Below are 18,698 nucleotides of genomic sequence, written 5' to 3'. Positions count from 1 at the left end.
CCGGTTTCCTTTACACAGAGACGACCCATGAAAAAGCCTCACGCCTCAACCGCCTTCAAGGCGTTGCCCGCCCTGGCCCTGACCGCCCTGTGTGCGGCCCTTCTGCCCGGCACTGCCTCGGCCGCCACCCCGCCGGCCCCCGGCAAGGTGTTCAAGGACTGCAAGGACTGCCCGGAAATGGTGGTCCTGCCGACCGGCAGTTTCACCATGGGCACACCGGACGACGAAGTCGGCCGCGAACCCGACGAAGGCCCGCGCCATCAAGTGACCTTCACCCGACCGTTCGCCATCAGCCGCTTTCAAGTGCTGGTCGGCGAGTGGGACGCCTATGTCCGCGAGACCGGCGCCAAGCCCTATGACTTCGATGATCGCCCGGGCCGTCGCTGCACCGCTGGCAAGCCGGAATTCAAGCAGACAAAACGCGATCCGGCCGTGTGCATGAACGTCGCCGAAGCCCAGGGCTACATCGACTGGCTGTCGAAAAAGACCGGCCACAGCTATCGCCTGCCGAGCGAATCGATCCGCGAATACGCGGCCCGTGGCGGCAGCACCGGCCCGTTCCCCTTCCCGTTCGATGAAGGCAGCGATTACCAGATCTCCAAGCATGCCAACACTTACGGCGCCGCCGACAGTTACAACTTCACCTCCCCGGCCGGCACCTTCCCGGCCAACGCCTTTGGCGTGTACGACGCCCACGGCAACGTCTACGAGTGGACCGCCGACTGCTATCACAAGGATTACTCCGGCGTGCCCGACGACGGCCGTCCATGGACCCAGGAGAACTGCGAACGCCAGGTCATGCGCGGCAACGACTGGGGCGAGGCACCGGTGTTTTCCCGCTCCGGCAACCGCAACAGCAGCTGGCCGACCAGCAAGGGCGACTGGCTCGGTTTTCGCGTAGTGCGCGACCTCTGATCCGGCCTGTCAGCGACCGCAGCCTGTCTGCGGTCGTTGTTAAAGAAACCCCGTGACCATTCGTTTTCCTTACATACCGGCACTCCCTCCGCACCGAAGCAGGAATCCTCCATGACCAAGCCAACGCGTGGGGCGATCAACGAATTGTTCGCCCTGCTCAAGCCCTTCCGCCTGATTGTCTGCGTGTCCATCGTGCTCGGCATGATCGGCGGCCTGAGCGTCACCGTGCTGCTGGCGACCATCAACAACGCCTTGCACTCGTCCGACGGGCTGACCCGTACCGTGGTGATGATTTTCGCCGGGCTGTGCGCCCTGGCCTTGCTGACCACGATCCTGTCCGACATCGGCACCAACTATGTCGGTCAACACATCATCGCCCGCCTGCGCAAGGAGCTGGGGGAGAAGGTGCTGTCGGCGCCGATCGACCAGATCGAGCGCTACCGCAGCCATCGCCTGATCCCCGTGCTGACCCATGACGTGGACACCATCAGCGACTTCGCCTTTGCATTCGCACCGCTGGCCATTTCCATGACGGTGACCCTGGGCTGCCTCGGCTACCTGGCCATGCTGTCCTGGCCGATGTTCCTGATGATGCTGGTGGCGATTGCCATCGGCACCACCATCCAGGCGATTGCCCGGGCCAAGGGCATGCGCGGTTTCTACGCCGCGCGCGACTCCGAGGACGAACTGCAAAAGCACTACAACGCGATTGCCGAAGGTGCCAAGGAACTGCGCATCCACCGTCCACGCCGCCAGCGCATGTTTGTCTCGGGCATCCAGAAAACCGCAGAAAAGATCTGCGATACCCAGATCCGCTCCATCAACACCTTCGTGATTGCCAAGTCGTTCGGTTCGATGCTGTTCTTCGTGGTGATCGGCATGGCGCTGGCCCTGCAATCGTTCTGGCCGAGCGGTGACCAGGCGGTGATGAGCGGTTTCGTGCTGGTGTTGCTGTACATGAAAGGCCCGCTGGAACATCTGGTCGGCACGCTGCCGATCATCAGCCGCGCACAGATCGCGTTCCGCCGGATTGCCGAACTGAGCGAACAGTTCTCCTCGCCCGAGCCACACCTGTTGCTGGAGGATCACGGCAGCAAACCCGGCGTGGTCAGCCACCTGGAACTGAACAACGTGCGCTACGCCTTCCCGCCCGTCCCCGGCAGCGAGCCGTTCCGCCTCGGGCCGGTCAACCTGCGCATCGAGCAAGGCGACATCGTGTTCATCGTCGGTGAAAACGGTTGTGGCAAGACCACCCTGATCAAACTCCTGCTGGGCCTGTATGCGCCCACCGAAGGTGAAATCCGGGTCAACGGCCAGCCGATCACCGCCCTGAACCGCGACGACTATCGACAGAACTTCACCACGATCTTTGCCGACTACTACCTGTTCGACGACCTGATCCAGGGTGACCGCGAAGTGCCGCAGGACGCCACCCGCTACCTCGAACGGCTGGAGATCGCGCACAAGGTCAGCGTGCGTGACGGCGCCTTCAGCACCACCGACCTGTCTACCGGCCAACGCAAGCGCCTGGCGCTGGTCAATGCCTGGCTCGAAGAGCGTCCGGTGCTGGTGTTCGACGAATGGGCCGCCGACCAGGACCCGACATTCCGGCGGATTTTCTACACCGAACTGCTGCCCGACCTGAAACGGCTGGGCAAGACCATCATCGTGATTTCCCACGATGACCGTTACTTCGACGTCGCCGATCAACTGGTGCGCATGGAGGCCGGCAAGGTCAAAAGCGAACTGCAAACCGCTTGATCGATGAAGCCGCGGCCAGACCGGAAAAAATATTTCCGGTTTACCGCGGCTTCCTCGTCTCAATCAGACAAATAAGAACCATTAACAACTATACCTGCCAAGGTCTTAATCACATGTCCGCATCCCGCTTCATGCTTCGACCACTGACCCGAGCCCTGCTCATGCACGGTGCCTCCCGCTCTCGCCTGGCCACCACTGGCCTGGGACTGGCAATGACGCTGGCCGTCACCCCGTATGTCCAGGCCCAGGAATGGACCCTGAACATCCCGGCGCAGCCACTGGCCCAGGCCCTGCAATCGCTCGGTCAGCAGACCAGCCTGCAGATCATCTACAGCCCGGAAAGCCTGCAAGGCCTGCGTTCCACCGCCCTCAGCGGCCGATACGCAGACGACAGCGCAATCGCGGCCATGCTCAAGGGCACCGGCATCCGTCACCAGCGTGACGGCAACACCGTGACCCTGCTGGCACCCGCCACCGGCAGCGCGATGGAACTGGCACCGACCAACATCAACGGCCAGCGCCTGACAGAGACCACCGAAGGCAGCAACTCCTACACCACCGGCGGCGTGACCATCGGCAAGGGCGTGCACTCGCTGAAGGAGACCCCGCAGTCGGTCACGGTCATGACCCGCAAGATGCTGGACGACCAGAACCTCAACACCATCGAACAAGTGATGGAAAAGACCCCGGGCATCACCGTTTACGATTCGCCCATGGGCGGCAAGTATTTCTACTCCCGCGGTTTCCGCATGAGCGGCCAGTACCAGTACGACGGCGTGCCGCTGGACATCGGCAGCAGCTACGTACAGGCCGACAGCTTCAACAGCGACATGGCCATTTATGACCGCGTCGAAGTGCTGCGCGGTGCCGCCGGCATGATGAAAGGCGCAGGCGGTACGGCCGGTGGCGTCAACTTCGTGCGCAAGCGCGGCCAGGACACCCCGCACACCCAACTGTCGCTTTCGGCAGGCTCGTGGGACAACTACCGCGGTCAGGTCGACACCGGCGGCCCGCTCAACGACGCCGGCACCATCCGTGGCCGCGCCGTGGTCACCCAGCAGACCCGTCAGTACTTTTATGACGTGGCCAGCCGCAAGGACCAGATTTACTACGGCGCCCTGGACTTCGACCTCAACCCCGACACCACGCTGGGCCTGGGCATGGCCTATGAAGACGTCGACGCCACACCTTGCTGGGGCGGTCTGCCGCGCTACGCCGACGGCTCCGACCTGCACCTCAAGCGCTCCACCTGCCTGAACACCTCGTGGAACAACCAGCGCAGCAAACGCGCCACCTACTTCGGCGACGTGAAACACCAGTTCAACGACGACTGGTCCCTGAAGGTGGCCGGGGTCTTCTCGCGCAACACCCAGGACATGGAATACGCGTTCCCGAGCGGCGCGGTGCCGGTCGGCGCCACCAGCTCGAACACGCTGATGCTGGGGAGCATCTACGACTACGAGCAGACCGACTACGGCTTCGATGCCTACGTGGACGGCAAATTCGACGCGTTCGGCCAGCAGCACGAAATCACCGTCGGCGCCAACGCCAGCCGCTCCCGCAAGGATGACTTCTACGCCGTGGCGGCCCTGCCACAGCGCCAGAACGTGCTGGACCCGAACCATCACCTGCCCAAGCCTGACGAAAGCTACTACCTGGCCAATGCCTCCCGGGGCGGTCCGGTAGACATCAGCATCAAGCAATACGGCGTTTACTCCACCGCCCGCCTGAAACTGGCCGACCCACTGACCTTCGTACTGGGCAGCCGTGTGAGCTGGTACAAGTCCGACTCCGACTCCGTGCAGTACTTCCGCGGCGAAGGCACCCCGGTCAATACCAAGTCCACCGAAACCGGACAGGTCACCCCGTTTGCCGGGCTGTTGTTCGATCTCAACGACAACCTGACCGCGTATGCCAGCTACACCGATATCTTCACCCCGCAGGGCGGCTACAAGACCATCGACGGCGGCACCCTCAAACCGCTGATCGGCCAGAGCTACGAGCTGGGGATCAAGGGCGAGTGGTTCGACGGTCGCCTGAACAGTTCCTTCAACCTGTTCCGCACCATTCAGAAAGATGCGGCCCAGGATGACCCGCGCTGCGAAGACAGCTCCTGCTCGCTGAACTCCGGCAAGGTCCGCGCCCAGGGCTTCGAAGCGGAAGTCAGCGGTGAAGTGATCGATCGCCTGCAACTGCTAGCCGGCTACACCTACACCCAGACCAAAGTGCTGGAAGATGCCGACGCCACCCAGGACGGCGTGGTCTACAACTCCTACGTGCCGCGCCACCTGCTGCGCGTCTGGGGCGACTACAGCCTGAGCGGTCCTCTGGATCGCGTCACCATCGGTGCCGGCGTCAACGCCCAGAGCGGCAACTACCGCACCTCGCCACTGGGCGGTGACAACATCACCCAGTCGGGTTACGCGGTCTGGAACGGTCGCATCGGCTACCGCATCGATGACACCTGGTCCGTCGCCCTCAACGGCAACAACCTGTTCGACAAACGCTACTACGCCACTGTGGGCACCGAAGGTTTCGGTAACTTCTATGGCGATCCGCGCAACTTCGTGATGTCGGTCAAAGCCGACTTCTGATTGCAGCGATCATGAAAAAACCCCGCATTGCGGGGTTTTTTTTGGCCTGCGATCGGGTCTGTGGCTCAGTTCAAAACGCGATGCAGCGCACGGCTCAGGGTTTCGTGTACCTGCAGGACATCGGGCATCACCGACGCCAGCCTGAGCAAGTCGTGCGTCAGCCCCTGGCAATGCTCGAGCTCGACGCTCACACCGTGCTCACGCAACTTGTCGACATACGCCTGCCCCTCATCGAGCAGCGGATCGAACCCGGCCAGCACCACAATGGCCGGGGCGACACCCCGCAGATCTTCGGCCAGCAACGGCGAGAAACGCCAGTCCAGATAATCTTCCGGGGTGCGCGCGTAATGCCCATAAAACCAGTCCAGTGTCTCGTCTTCGAGCAGATAGCCTTCGCTGAACAGGGCCCGCGAATCATGGGCACGCGAGGCGTCGGTAACCGGATAGCACAACAACTGAGCCTTGGGCGCGATGGCCACGGTGTGCGGCTGGACCACCGCTTGCACCGCCAGTACCGTGGCCAGCGTGGCCCCGGCGCTGTCACCGCCGAACGCGACCCGGCCCGGGTCCAGGCCCAACGACGCCGCGTGTTCGGCCAGCCACGACAAGGCGTCCTCACCGTCTTCCAGCGCCGTCGGGAAACGGTGCTCCGGCGCCAGTCGATAGCCCACCGAGAGCACCGCGCACGGCGTGCGCCGGCAGAACTCGCGGCACACGCCGTCATGGGAATCCAGGCTCCCGACCACAAACCCGCCACCGTGGAAATACACCAGCACCGGCATTGGCGCTGACTCACCGTGCGGGCGATACAGGCGCAGCGCCAAAGGCGCACCGTCCCGAGCGGTCGCGCTGATGGCTTGCACGTCCAGGTCCTCGGGCGCCGTCCAGCGCAACTGCGCGGTGGTCTGTTCGAAGGTATCCCGGGCCTGGGCCGGGGTCATTTGGTGCAGCGCCGGCAGACCGGCCTCCTGGCTGTCTTGAGCCAGGTCGAGAAAGGCTTCCAGATCAGGGTGTAACGACATCGCGAAGATCCTTGTATCAGCAAAAAAGGGGCGCGCCTCGGCAACGCCCCCCAAAAATGATCCAGCGTGCGAGGGTCAGCCCACACGCGCCATGCAATGCTCGATCAGCGCTTCAAGTTCACGCTGGTAATCCTGCATCAAGGCGTCCATGGTGCCGGCCCGGTAACGCTGGCTGCTGTAGATGCAGCGCAACGCCAACTGGCCGTCATACACCTGGCCGACAATTTCCAGCCAGTTGCCCAGGTTCGCCGTCAGGCTGTAGTTGTCACCGGTTTCTTCCAGCGCCGGCACCAGCAGGGCCTGCTCGTCGAAGCTCTGGTCGAACTGCCCCAGGTAGTTGAACGTCACCCGCGCCTGCGGCAGATCCGCCAGTTGCCGGGACACCTCGGCGCCCGCCAGATGACGCAGCACGCCATACCCGATGCCCTTCTGCGGCACCGCCGCCAGTTGCGCCTGTACGTCGATGATCGAACGTCCGATATCGTCGCTGTCCGGACGCAACCGTACCGGGAACATGCTGGTGAACCAGCCAAGGCTGCGGCTCAGGTCGATGGACTCGAACAGATCCTCGCGGCCGTGCCCTTCCAGCAGAATCAGCGCCGATGGCTGGCCGCTCCAGCGGCACAGCGCCCGGCCGAGTGCCGACAGCAGCAGGTCGTTGATTTGCGTGCGATAGACCGCCGGCGCCTGCTTGAGCAATTGTTCGGTGTGCTCGCGGGACAACTTGAGCCGCGCCTGCGCCTGCTGGCGCACCTGGTTCTTGCCACGGTAGTTGTCGCACGGCAGGTCGACGCCCGGCTGATCCAGTTGCTCCAGCCAGTACGCCAGTTCCTGCTCCGCAATCGCCGGGGCCCGGGCCTGCAAGGCCTCGGCAAACGAACGGTAGCTGCTGGTACGAATCGGCAGTTGCGGCGCCAGACCCTGCACACACGCTTCATAAGCGGTTTTCAGGTCATCGAGCAGGATCCGCCAGGACACGGTGTCGACCACCAGGTGATGAATCACCACCAGCAGTCGCGCCTGACCGTCAGGCAGGGCGACATGCATCACCCGCCAGACCGGCCCGTCGTCCAGCTTCAGACTGCGCTGGGCGAGGTTGGCCAGCGCTTCGACCTGTTCGCTGTTCTCGGCTTCACGGCGCCAGAGCACCGCATCGCCCTGTTCGCTGGCGGTGCAGTAACGTTGCAGCCAGCGACCGCCCTCCTGAGTGAAGCGCAGGCGCAGCGAGTCGTGGTGTTGCTCGATCCAGCCCAGAGCCTGTTCGAGCGCATCCAGATCCAGTGGCTGGCGCGCACTCAACAGCAGTGACTGGTTGTAGTGATGGGCTTCGGACATGCCCTCGGCGAAGAACCACTCCTGGATCGGCAACAGATTGAACAACCCCTCGCCCGCCATTTGCGTGACGTCCACCATCGGCTGTCCGGCGCCCTCCTTCGTCACGTTCTGTTCGACGATGCCGGCGATGGTCTGATAGCGCATCAGATCGCGCAGCTTCAGTTCCATCTGCAAGGTCGGGTGGTTCCTGACCCGGGAAATGACCTGCAGGCTGAGGATCGAGTCGCCGCCCAGTTCGAAGAAGTTATCCGTGATGCCCACCTGCTCGACTTGCAGCACCTGGGCCCAGATCTCGGCCAGCAGTGTTTCCTGCTCGTTGCGCGGGGCGACATATTCCTCGCTCTTGAAGTCCGGCTCCGGCAGCGCCTTGCGGTCGAGCTTGCCGTTGGGCGTGACCGGGAAAGCACTCAGGCAGACAATCTGCGCCGGCACCATGTACTCCGGCAGCGAGGCGCGCAGCCCGGCCTTCAGCTCATCGCCTACGTCTTCACCCGTTGGCGTCACGACATAACCGATCAGTTGCTTGCCGGACGCATTGTCCCGGGCGATCACCAGCGCATCGGTCACACCCTCCAGTCGGCGCAGGCTGGCCTCGACTTCACCCAGCTCGATGCGGAAACCGCGCACCTTGACCTGATGGTCGATGCGCCCGACGTAATCGACCACGCCGTCCTGACGCAAACGCACCAGGTCGCCGCTGCGATACAGGCGCTCGCCGGCCGCGAACGGATTGGGCACGAAGCGCTCGCCGGTCAGATCCGCACGGCCGTGGTAACCACGGGCAACCCCGTAACCGCCGATGTACAGCTCACCGGCAAAACCTGGCGGCAGCGGGTTCAGATCTTCGTCCAGCACGTACAGCGAACGTGCCCCGACGGCACGCCCGATCGGTGCATAGGCCGCTTCACAATGCTGGCTGACCGGCACCTTCCAGAGCATCGGCGTGACCACGGTTTCCGTCGGGCCATAACCGTTGGTGAAATACTCGGGACGCAGGGCCGCTTTCACCTGTTCGAAGGTCTGGTCCGGCACGGCATCGCCGCCGAAGCAGTAGATGCGCACCGCTGGCGGCGCGATGCCGCTGGCCGCCGCGTACTCCGCCAACTGCTTGAGATAGGCCGGCGGGAAGCAGGCGATGGTGACGCCATACTCGTGCAGGGCGGCGTAGGTCTGCTCCGGCGTCCACAGGCAACCGTCGCGAATCACCAGACGGCCACCGCTGTAGAGCGTGCTCAACCAGCGCTCATGGGCACCGTCGAAGGCGAATGACATGAAGTGCAGCTCGCAGCTGCTGGCGTCCATTTCATACAGTTCGGCGATGGCCTGGCAGTGCATGCTCAACGGCCCTTGCGTGACTGCAACGCCTTTTGGCCGACCGGTGGAACCGGAGGTGTAGACCAGATACGCCAGCCCCTGCTCCTGAACGCGGCAGACCGGTGCGTGATCGGGGTAACGGGTCTCGTCGAGATGATCGATCTCCAGGCGCAGCAGTCCCTCGGGCGCCGGCAACGTGGCGCGCAGGCTGCTCTGGGTCAGCAACAGGGCCATGCCCGAATCCTCGATCATGTACGCCAGTCGCTCAGGCGGATAATCGATGTCCAGCGGCACGTACGCCGCACCGCTCTTGAGCACGGCGAGGAAGCTGACGACCATTTCCAGCGAGCGCGGCAGCGCCACGCCGATCACCACTTCCGGACCGGCCCCGTGTTCGGTCAGGCAGTGGGCCAGACGATTGGCCCGCTGTTCGAGTTCGCCATAGCTCAGGCTCAACCCGGCGCACTGCAGGGCGATAGCCTCTGGCTGCTGCTGCGCATGCCGGCTGATCAGCTGCGGCAGCAGCACCGGCTCGTGGCTGGAGACCGGTTCGGCACTCCAGGCCTGGATCGCCTGCCACTGCTCGTTCGACAGGCGCTGCAGATTGCCCAGTCGCTCGTAAGGCGCACGCATCATCGCTTCGAGGGTGTTTTCCAGCGTCAGGCGAATGCCTTCCACGGCCTCGGCGCTGAAGTGGCTGCGCAGGTACAGGTACTCGATCGACAGCTCGTCCCCGAGCATCACCGCCAGGTCCATCGGTACGTTGGTCACGCCGTGGCCGATGGATTTGCCGAAGGTCAGGTCGGTGTCGTTTTCTTCTTGCAGGCGATCATCGATCGGGAAGTTCTCGAACACGATGATGCTGTCGAACAGCGCCTGGCCACCGAGGTTGGACCAGCGCTGCACATCGGCCAGCGGCGCCTGGGAATAGTCACGGATGTCCAGGTTGTAGGCCTGCACCTCGCCCAGCCAGTCCGCCAGTCGCTGATCGGCCTGCGGCGTCTGGATGATCGGCAAGGTGTTGATGAACAGACCCAGCATATTGCCGACATTCGCCAGCCCTTCGGGACGTCCCGAAACCGTGGCACCGAACGTGACCGTGCGCTGCCCGGTGTAGCGCTGCAACAGCAGCAGCCAGGCACCCTGAATCAAGGTGTTGGGGGTGATGCGCAGGTCGCGGCAGAACTGCAGCAGACGCGCGGTTTGCGCCTGATCCCAGTTCGAGTAGATCGCGTCGTGGCCGGAGACATCGGCCGAATGCCGCGGATGAATCGCCTGGCTCAACGCCGTCGGCTCGTTGACCGCCGCCAGACGCGCTTTCCAGAACAGCTCCTGCGCGTCCTGGTCCTGTGCCTGCAACCAGGCGATGAAGTCACGGTAACGACCGTTCTCACCGCTGACCTTGCCCTTGGAGTAGTACTGCAAGACTTCGCCGAACAGCCGCGAGCTGCTCCAGCCGTCCATCAGGATGTGGTGGCTGGTCCAGATCATCTGATAGCGGTCATCGCTCAGGCGCAACAGCGTCACTCGCTGCAGGCGTGCCTGGGACAGGTCGAAGCCGAGGGCACGATCATCGCTGGCGAACCCGGCGATCAACTCATCGCTGACCTCACGGTCGCGCCAGTCGAGCACCTGCATTTGCAGCGGGGCCTGGCGATGGACCACTTGCAACGGCTTGGCCAGCCCGTCCTGCCAGTGGAAACTGGTCCGCAGGATCGCCTGGCGATCGATCACAAACTCCCAGGCGCCCCGGAAGCGCTCCACATCCAGGCCCTGGATCGGCAGGCTGACCTGGTTGACGTAGAGGCTGCTGCCATTGTCCGAGAGCGTGTGGAACAGCATGCCCTCCTGCATCGGCGACAGCGGATAAACGTCCTCGATCAGATCCGCCGGCACCGGCAACGCATCGAGCTGCGCCTGCTCCAGTCGCGCCAGCGGGTAGTTGTCTGGCGTACCGTCGGCCTGCTGCGCGGACTCCAGCGACGCCACCATCGCCAGTTTCTGCACGGTCTGCTGCTGGAACAGATCCTTGGGGGTAAAGCGGATGCCCTGCTGGCGCGCACGGCTGACCAGCTGGATGGAGATGATCGAATCGCCGCCCAGGCTGAAGAAGTTATCGGTCACACCGACCCGGTCAATCTTCAGGATGTCTTGCCAGACCACGACCAGTTGCTGCTCGAGTGCCGTGGACGGGGCGACATAGTCCCGGGCCGACTGATTGACGTCCGGTGCCGGCAGGGCCTTGCGGTCCAGTTTGCCGTTGGGGGTCAGCGGCAGCGCGTCGAGGTACAGCCACTGCGCAGGCACCATGTAATCGGGCAGGTGCGCCTTGAGGGCGGACTGCAGCGATTCGCTCAGCTCATCCTGTTCCTGAAGGCTGAGGCCGGAATGGGTCGGCACCACATACGCCACCAGTTGTTGGCCGCTGAGGCCGTCCACCGCCAGCACCACGCCTTCGCGCACGCTGTCATGGGCCAGCAGGCGCGCTTCGATTTCACCCAGTTCGATGCGGAAACCGCGCACCTTGACCTGATGGTCGATGCGCCCCACGTATTCGATCCGGCCGTCATCGCCCAGGCGCGTCAGGTCGCCGGTGCGGTACATCCGCTCGCCGTTGGTCGAGGCCGGGTTCGGCACGAAACGCTCGGCGGTCAGGCCCGGACGGAACAGGTAACCACGGGTGATGCCGTCGCCGGCCAGGTACAGCTCGGCCGCTACCCCGATCGGCGCCGCTTGCAGTTGCCCGTCCAGCAGGTACGCCGCGGTGTTGACCAGCGGGCGGCCGATGTTCGCCTGGCCGCCGGCTTCGCGGCGGGTCCAGGTCGAATACGTGGTGTCTTCCGACGGCCCGTACAGGTCGTAGACGTGCTCGACCGACGTCTCGCGGTACAGGCTGTCGACCACACTTTGCTTGAGCGGCTCGCCGGCCAGATTGATGATGCGCACGCCATCTGGAATATGTCCGGCGCGGTGCAAGGCCGCGATGGCCGACGGCACGGTATTGATCAGGCGCACCTGATCGCGCTCCGGCAGGTCCGGCAGTTCCAGGGCATTGCGCGCCATGACGATCGAACCGCCGCGCGCGAGGGTGACAAAAATCTCCCACACCGACAGGTCGAAGCACACCGACGTCGAGGCCAGCACGCCTTGCAGGTCAGCCTCGCTGTAGACGTCGGCGGACCAGTGGATCAGCGCCTGGACGTTACGGTGGGCAATCGCCACGCCTTTGGGTTTGCCGGTGGAGCCGGAGGTGTAGATGACGTAGGCCAGACTGGCCGAATCGGCCCGCACCTCAAGGTTGTCGCTCGCGATATCGGCAAAGGCCTCGCCGCCCGCCTCCACCAACACCACCTGCGCGTCGATCTGCGGCAGTTGCGCCAGCAGCGATTGTTGCGTCAGCAGGACCTTCGCCTGACTGTCTTCCAGCATGTACGCCACGCGATCGGCCGGGTAGTCCGGATCCAGCGGCACGTAGGTGCCACCGGCCTTGAACACCGCCATCAAGGCAATCACCAGCTCCGCCGAGCGCGGCATCGCCACGCCCACCCGAACCTCGGCGCCGACGCCCAGCGTCGACAGATGACGGGCCAACTGGTTGGCCCGGCGATTGAGTTCGGCATAACTCAGGGCCACACCGCCATGGCTCAGGGCCACGGCCTGCGGACGGGCCTCGACCTGCGCCTCGAAGCTTTGATGAATCAGACGTTGCGACGGATACGCGGCGTGGTTGTCGTTCCACTGCGCCAGCGTGGTGTGCTCCGCACTCGACAGCATTGCGACTTCACCCAGCAACCGTTGCGGTGCGTCGAGGAACTGCTGCAGAACAGTTTCCAGGTGCGTGGCCAGTCCGACCACGCCGCGCTCGGAAAACTGCTCGGTCAGGTAGTTGAAGTCCAGACTCAGGACCTCGCCGGCACCGGCGATCAGGGTCAGGCCGTAGTTGGTCTGCTCGCGGTGCTCCAGACCACCGAAGCGCAGGCCGCCCGGGTTGGCTTCCAGGGTTTCCGAGACCGGATAGTTTTCGAATACCAGCAGGGTGTCGAACAACGCTTCGCCATTGAGTTCGGCCAGACGCTGAATGTCCTGCAGCGGTGTCTGTTCGAAGTCGCGCAGCAGCAGGTTCTTATCCTGCACGCTTCGCACCCAGTCGCGCACGCTGACGCCCGGCTGCGGGCTGGCGATCACCGGCAAGGTGTTGATGAACAGCCCCAGTTGCTGCTCGATGCCCGGCAAGTCCACCGGACGCCCGGACACCGTGGCACCGAAAGCGACCGTGGCCTGACCGGTGTAGCGCTGCAGAATCAGCAGCCACGCCGCCTGCACCAGGCTGTTGAGGGTGACTTGCTGCTGCCGGGAGAAACTGTTCAGGCGACGGGTAAACGCGGCGTCGAAGGTCAGGCGATGCACACCCTTGCCCGCGCCCGGCTGAACCTTGCCCGGACACGCCGAAGCCAGTCGCGTCGGCTCGTCCAGTTCGGCCAGTTGCCCGCGCCAGAAATCCTGCGCGGCGGTTTTGTCCTGGCCTTGCAGCCAGGCCAGGAAGTCGCGATAACGCCCCTGCGCGCCCGGCACCGGATGGCCGGCGTAATCCTGCAGCACTTCACCGAACATCCGCGAGTTGCTCCAGCCATCCATCAGGATGTGGTGGCAGGTGAAGATCAGACGATGGCGATCATCCGCCGTGCGCAACAGGCACAGGCGCAGCAGCGGCGGGTTCTGCAAATCGAAACCGCGCTCCAGGTCGGCCCGTGCACGGGCCTCCATGGCCACGGCCAGATCCGGCTCGTGGCGCAGGTCCACTTCCGGCATTTCCAGGGTCAACTGGCGATGGATGACTTGCAGCGGCGTATCGAGGCCGTCGCGGCCCCAGATGAAACCGGCACGCAGCACTTCATGACGGTCGACGACCCGCTGCCAGGCTTGCTGGAAACGCGCCACGTCGAGCCCTTCGATGTCCAGCAGCATCTGATAGACATAAGCGCTGGCATCGGCGTCGTAGAGACTGTGGAACAGAATCCCCTGCTGCATCGGCGCCAGCGGATAGATGTCTTCGATCCGCTGGGCAGTGATCGGCAGGCTGTCCAGATGCGTCTGGGACAACCCGGCCAGCGGCACGTCGGACGGCGTAAGGCCGCCGCTCGATGGGCTCAGGCAATGCTCGATCAGCTCGGCCAGCGCCTCTTCGTAAGCCCGTGCCAGGGCATGAATCGTCGAGTCTTCGAACACGTCGCCGCTGTAAGTCCAGGTCAGGCTCAGTTGCCCCTGGTAAACCCGGCCGTCGATGCTCAGGGTGTTGGCCATCGGCGCGTGCTCGTCCTGCCCCGCGCCCTTGTCCTCGGTGGCCGGCACCCACAGCGCGCCCTCATCGAAGTTGTTGTCGAACTGGCCGAGGTAGTTGAACGTGACTTTCGGCTGCGCTGCGCCACCCAGTGCGACTTGTGCTTCGTCACTGCCCAGATAACGCAACAGACCATAACCGATGCCCTTGTCGGGGATCGCGCGCAGTTGTTCCTTGATGCCTTTGATCGAGGCTTCGAAACCGGCGCCCGGGGTCAGGCGCACCGGGAACATGCTGGTGAACCAGCCCACCGTGCGACTCAGGTCGACGTCATCGAACAGGCCCTCACGGCCGTGGCCTTCGAGTTGCACCAGGGCACTGTCGGCGCAGGTCCACTCGCACAGCACCTTGGCCAGCGCAGTCAGCAACAGATCGTTGACCTGGGTGCGATAGACCGCCGGCGCCTGTTGCAGCAACTGCCGGGTGCGCTCGGCATCCAGACGGGTATCGACGCTGCGCTCGAAACGGTTGCTCGACTGACCTTGCGGGTTGTCCAGCGGCAGCTCGATAGCGGCCCCTTCCAGTTGCCCGCGCCAGTAATCCAGCTCGGCTTCCAGCCCGGCGCTGTGCGCATGCTTTTGCAGGCGCTCGGCCCAGTCCTTGTACGCCGTGGTCTTGGCTGGCAGGCGCACGGCCTGGCCCGATATCAGTTGTTGATAAACGGTTTGCAGGTCTTCCAGCACGATCCGCCAGGACACCCCGTCGACCACCAGGTGATGGATCACCAGCAACAGACGCTGACTGGCGTCCGGCAAATCCACCAGCGCCGCACGGATCAGCGGACCGTCGTGCAGATCGAGGCTGCGTTGCAATTCCTGGCACAGCGCAGGCAACGCCTCGCTGTCCTGCAAGGTGACCGTGCGCAGCAGTTCCGCGCTCGGTTCGGCTGCAGCGTGAGTCTGTTGCCAGCCGTCCCCGGTGTCGCGATAACGCAGACGCAACGCGTCATGGTGCCGTTGCAAATGCTGCAACGCCTGCTCCAGCGGTGCAGCCGCCAGCGGCGAGGCCGGGGTCAGCAGGATCGACTGGTTCCAGTGATGACGCGCCGGAATATCGCTGTGGAAAAAATATTGCTGGATCGGCGTCAGCACCGCTTCGCCCAGTACATCGCCCTGGGTCGCGAGCACGCCGTCGCTCTGCTGCGCGACCGTGGCCAGACGCTGCACGGTCTGATGCTGGAAGATGTCCTTGGGCGTGAAACGAATGCCCGCCTGACGGGCGCGGCTGACCACCTGAATCGAAATGATCGAATCGCCGCCCAGTTCGAAGAAGTTGTCGTTGAGACCGACACGCTCGACCTTCAGCACGTCCTGCCAGATCGCGGCCAGTTGCTGCTCCAGCTCATTGCGCGGTGCGGCGTAGGCTTCCTGGGACTGAACGACCTGCGGCTGCGGCAATTGTTTGCGATCCAGCTTGCCGTTGGCGGTCAGCGGCAGGCGTTCAAGGAATGCCCAGCTCACCGGCACCATGTAATCGGGCAAGTCATCGCGCAACCGGGCCTTGATCGACTCGCGCAACGTCGCCTCGGCATCGGCGTCCAGCGTCTCGTTCGCTACGATCCAGGTCGCCAGTTGCTGCCCGCTCGGACCTTCCACCGCGAGCACCACCGCTTCGCGCACGGCAGGGTGCTTGAGCAGTTGGGTTTCGATTTCCCCCAGCTCGATGCGGAATCCACGGATTTTCACCTGGTGGTCGATACGACCGATGTACTCGATCACCCCGTCGCCACGCAGGCGCGCCAGGTCGCCGGTGCGATACAGACGCTCGCCGGCCTTCGGGTTGAACGGGTCCGGAACAAAACGCGTGGCGCTCATGCCCGGCTGATTCAGGTAACCCCGGGCCAGGCCGGCACCGGCAATGTACAACTCACCGATGCAGCCTTGCGGTACCAGGTTCAGCGCGTTGTCGAGCAAGTACCACGACAGGTCGACAATCGGCTCGCCGATCGGGCTGCTGTGGCTTTGCTCAAGATCGGCCATGGACAGCGGACGGTAAGTCACGTGCACCGTGGTTTCGGTGATGCCGTACATGTTCACCAGCGTCGGTGCGCGGTCGCCGAAACGCTCGAACCACGGGCGCAGGTTCTGCACTTCCAGGGCTTCGCCGCCGAACACCACATAACGCAACGCGTTGTCCCGCGAGGATTCGCTGGCCAGTTGCATCAACGGCTTGAACGCCGACGGCGTCTGGTTCAAGACCGTGACGTTTTCATCGCACAGCAGTGTGTAGAACTCTTCCGGCGAGCGGGTGATGTCGTGCGGCACGACCACCAGTTTGCCGCCGTACAGCAGCGCACCGAAAATCTCCCACACCGAGAAGTCGAACGCGTAGGAATGGAACAGCGTCCAGCTGTCGTCCGGACCGAAACCGAACCAGTGGTCGGTGGCGCTGAACAGGCGGATGACGTTGCTGTGCGGCAGCAATGCGCCTTTGGGTTTGCCGGTCGAACCGGAGGTGTAGATCACATACGCCAGGTTGTCCGGCGTGGTTCGGCAGACCGGGTTTTCGCTGTGGCCCTGCTCCGGCGGCTGGCTCAGGTCCAGGCAGGCAAGTCCCGGTGGAATCGGCAGTTGTGCCTGCAAGTGCCCCTGGGTCAGCAGCAGCGCGATGCCACTGTCTTCGATCATGTAGCTCAGGCGGTCTTGCGGGTAGCTCGGGTCCAGCGGCACGTAGGCACCGCCAGCCTTCAGCACGGCGACGATGGCAACGATCATGTCCAGCGAACGCTCGACCGCGACACCGACCCGCACATCCGGACCGACACCGCTTGCAATCAAGCGGTGTGCCCACTGGTTGGCCCGGCGGTTGAGTTCGGCGTAGGTCAGTTGTTGCCCGGCACAGGTCACGGCGACCGCCTCGGGATGCCGCTCCGCCTGGACCTCGATCACCTGATGGATGCACTGCTCGACCGGATGCTCGACCCGGGTCGGGTTCCATTGGGTCAACAACTGCTGCTGACGCGCGTCATCGAGCATCGGCAACTGGCCGATGCAACGCGACGGATCTTCGACGATGGCCTGCAACAGCGCGTTCCAGTGCTGGGCCAGGCGCTCGATGGTGGTGGCGTCGAACAGGTCGGTGGCGTACTTGAGCACCGCTTCGATGCCGTGGGCCTGTTCGGTGGTATTGAGGGTCAGGTCGAACTGGGCGGTCTGGCTCTGCCATTCCAGCGGCTCGATGCTCAGGCCGTTGAGACGCGTCTCCACACTGCTGCGACGTTCCGCCTGATGGTTGAACATGACCTGGAACAACGGACTGTGGCTCAGGCTGCGGCCCGGCTCCAGCGCTTCCACCAGCTGTTCGAACGGCAGGTCCTGATGGGCCTGGGCTTCCTGCGCGGTCTGTTTGACCTGACGCAGCAACTCGATGAACGGGGTCTGGCTGTCAATGTCGGCCTTGAGCACCTGGGTGTTGACGAAGAAGCCGATCAGGCGCTCGATTTCCACCCGGCCACGGTTGGCCACCGGCACGCCGACACGGATGTCCGCCTGGCCGCTGTAACGGTGCAAAAGCGCCTGGAACGACGCCAGCAGCAAGACGAACAGGGTGACGTTTTCCTGCCGCGCGAAGGCTTTCAGGCCTTGGGTCAATTGCGCATCGAGAATCAGGTTGTGGCTGGCCCCGGCAAAGCTCTGATCGACACTGCGGGCGCGGTCGAGCGGCAGTTCCAGCACCGGCTGTTCGCCACCGAGTTTTTCCTGCCAATAGGCCAGCTGCCGCGCCTGCTCACCGGCCTCCATCCACTGGCGCTGCCACAAGGCGTAGTCGGCATATTGAATCGGCAGCGCCGGCAGGCCGGCGTCGTGACCGAGGCTGAAACCGGCATACAACTGCACCAGTTCTTCGATCATCACTTGCAGCGACCAGCCGTCGGAGACGATGTGGTGCAAGGTCAGGACCAGCACATGGTCGTTCGGGTTGACCTGCAGCAGGGCCGCGCGCAACAGCGGGCCTTGCTGCAGATCGAAAGTCTTCTGGCTCTGGGTCTGGACGAACGCCTGGATCGAGGCATCCGGGTCGCTCGCCAGCTCAGGGCTCAGCGGGTAAGTCTCCAGTGCAAACGACCCTGCCGGCAGGATCGTTTGCAGCGGTTGCTCGGATTCCTGGGAGAACACCGTGCGCAAGGTTTCGTGTCGTTCGATCAGCGCCTGAAGGCTGCGCTCCAGCGCGGACACATCCAGCGGCCCCTGCAAGCGCAGGGCCGTGGGAATGTTGTAGGCCGCGCTGTGCGGCGCCCATTGCCAGAGAAACCACTGGCGCTGCTGGGCGTAGGACAGCAGCAGCGGCTCTTCGGCCGTGCGCTTGAAAACCGGGGCAATGTCAAAGAGGTTGACGCCTTTCTGCTTGAGCAGAACCGCCAGAGCCTTTCTTTGCTTAGCCGAAAGTTGTCCTACCGACTCGATTAACTCTTGCACGCGT

At 63.9% G+C, this 18,698-nt stretch carries 5 protein-coding genes; 3 read left to right on the top strand and 2 right to left on the bottom strand.

Annotated elements, in window-relative coordinates; all coding sequences use genetic code 11:
• Positions 1-27: 27 nt before the first annotated feature.
• From M5B44_RS07985 to M5B44_RS07975, 3 genes are all read left to right on the top strand, one after another.
• Entirely contained in the window at positions 28-915 is an 888-nt protein-coding gene (locus M5B44_RS07985; protein ID WP_248738769.1) for a formylglycine-generating enzyme family protein, read from the top strand.
• Positions 916-1,026: 111 nt separating this feature from the next.
• Complete coding sequence (locus M5B44_RS07980; protein ID WP_085711964.1) at positions 1,027-2,676, top strand: cyclic peptide export ABC transporter; 1,650 nt, start codon at positions 1,027-1,029, stop codon at positions 2,674-2,676.
• 113 nt (positions 2,677-2,789) lie between these two features.
• Complete coding sequence (locus tag M5B44_RS07975; protein WP_248738768.1) at positions 2,790-5,270, top strand: TonB-dependent siderophore receptor; 2,481 nt, start codon at positions 2,790-2,792, stop codon at positions 5,268-5,270.
• A 65-nt stretch (positions 5,271-5,335) separates the two neighbouring features.
• On the opposite strand, the gene M5B44_RS07970 is transcribed toward M5B44_RS07975, so the two are convergent.
• Both M5B44_RS07970 and M5B44_RS07965 read right to left on the bottom strand, forming a co-directional pair.
• Positions 5,336-6,292: an alpha/beta hydrolase gene (locus M5B44_RS07970; RefSeq protein ID WP_248738767.1), complete on the bottom strand. Its 957-nt coding sequence runs from the start codon at positions 6,290-6,292 to the stop codon at positions 5,336-5,338.
• Positions 6,293-6,367: 75 nt separating this feature from the next.
• Positions 6,368-18,694 carry a non-ribosomal peptide synthase/polyketide synthase gene (locus M5B44_RS07965; protein ID WP_248738766.1) on the bottom strand — a complete coding sequence of 4,109 codons (12,327 nt, stop codon included), beginning with the start codon at positions 18,692-18,694 and terminating at the stop codon, positions 6,368-6,370.
• Positions 18,695-18,698: the final 4 nt, after the last annotated feature.

The sequence above is a fragment of the Pseudomonas sp. MWU12-2029 genome, assembly GCF_023242425.1.
Classification (GTDB): domain Bacteria; phylum Pseudomonadota; class Gammaproteobacteria; order Pseudomonadales; family Pseudomonadaceae; genus Aquipseudomonas; species Aquipseudomonas kribbensis.
Note: the sequence above shows the minus strand (reverse complement) of the source record. Positions and strands in the feature narration are given on the sequence as shown.

What these genes read in the sequence shown, in the direction of transcription:
- M5B44_RS07985 (WP_248738769.1), top strand. Translation starts at nt 28, where the DNA reads ATGAAAAAGCCTCACGCCTCAACCGCCTTCAAGGCGTTGCCCGCCCTG.
- M5B44_RS07980 (WP_085711964.1), top strand. Translation starts at nt 1,027, where the DNA reads ATGACCAAGCCAACGCGTGGGGCGATCAACGAATTGTTCGCCCTGCTC.
- M5B44_RS07975 (WP_248738768.1), top strand. Translation starts at nt 2,790, where the DNA reads ATGTCCGCATCCCGCTTCATGCTTCGACCACTGACCCGAGCCCTGCTC.
- M5B44_RS07970 (WP_248738767.1), bottom strand. Translation starts at nt 6,292, where the DNA reads ATGTCGTTACACCCTGATCTGGAAGCCTTTCTCGACCTGGCTCAAGAC.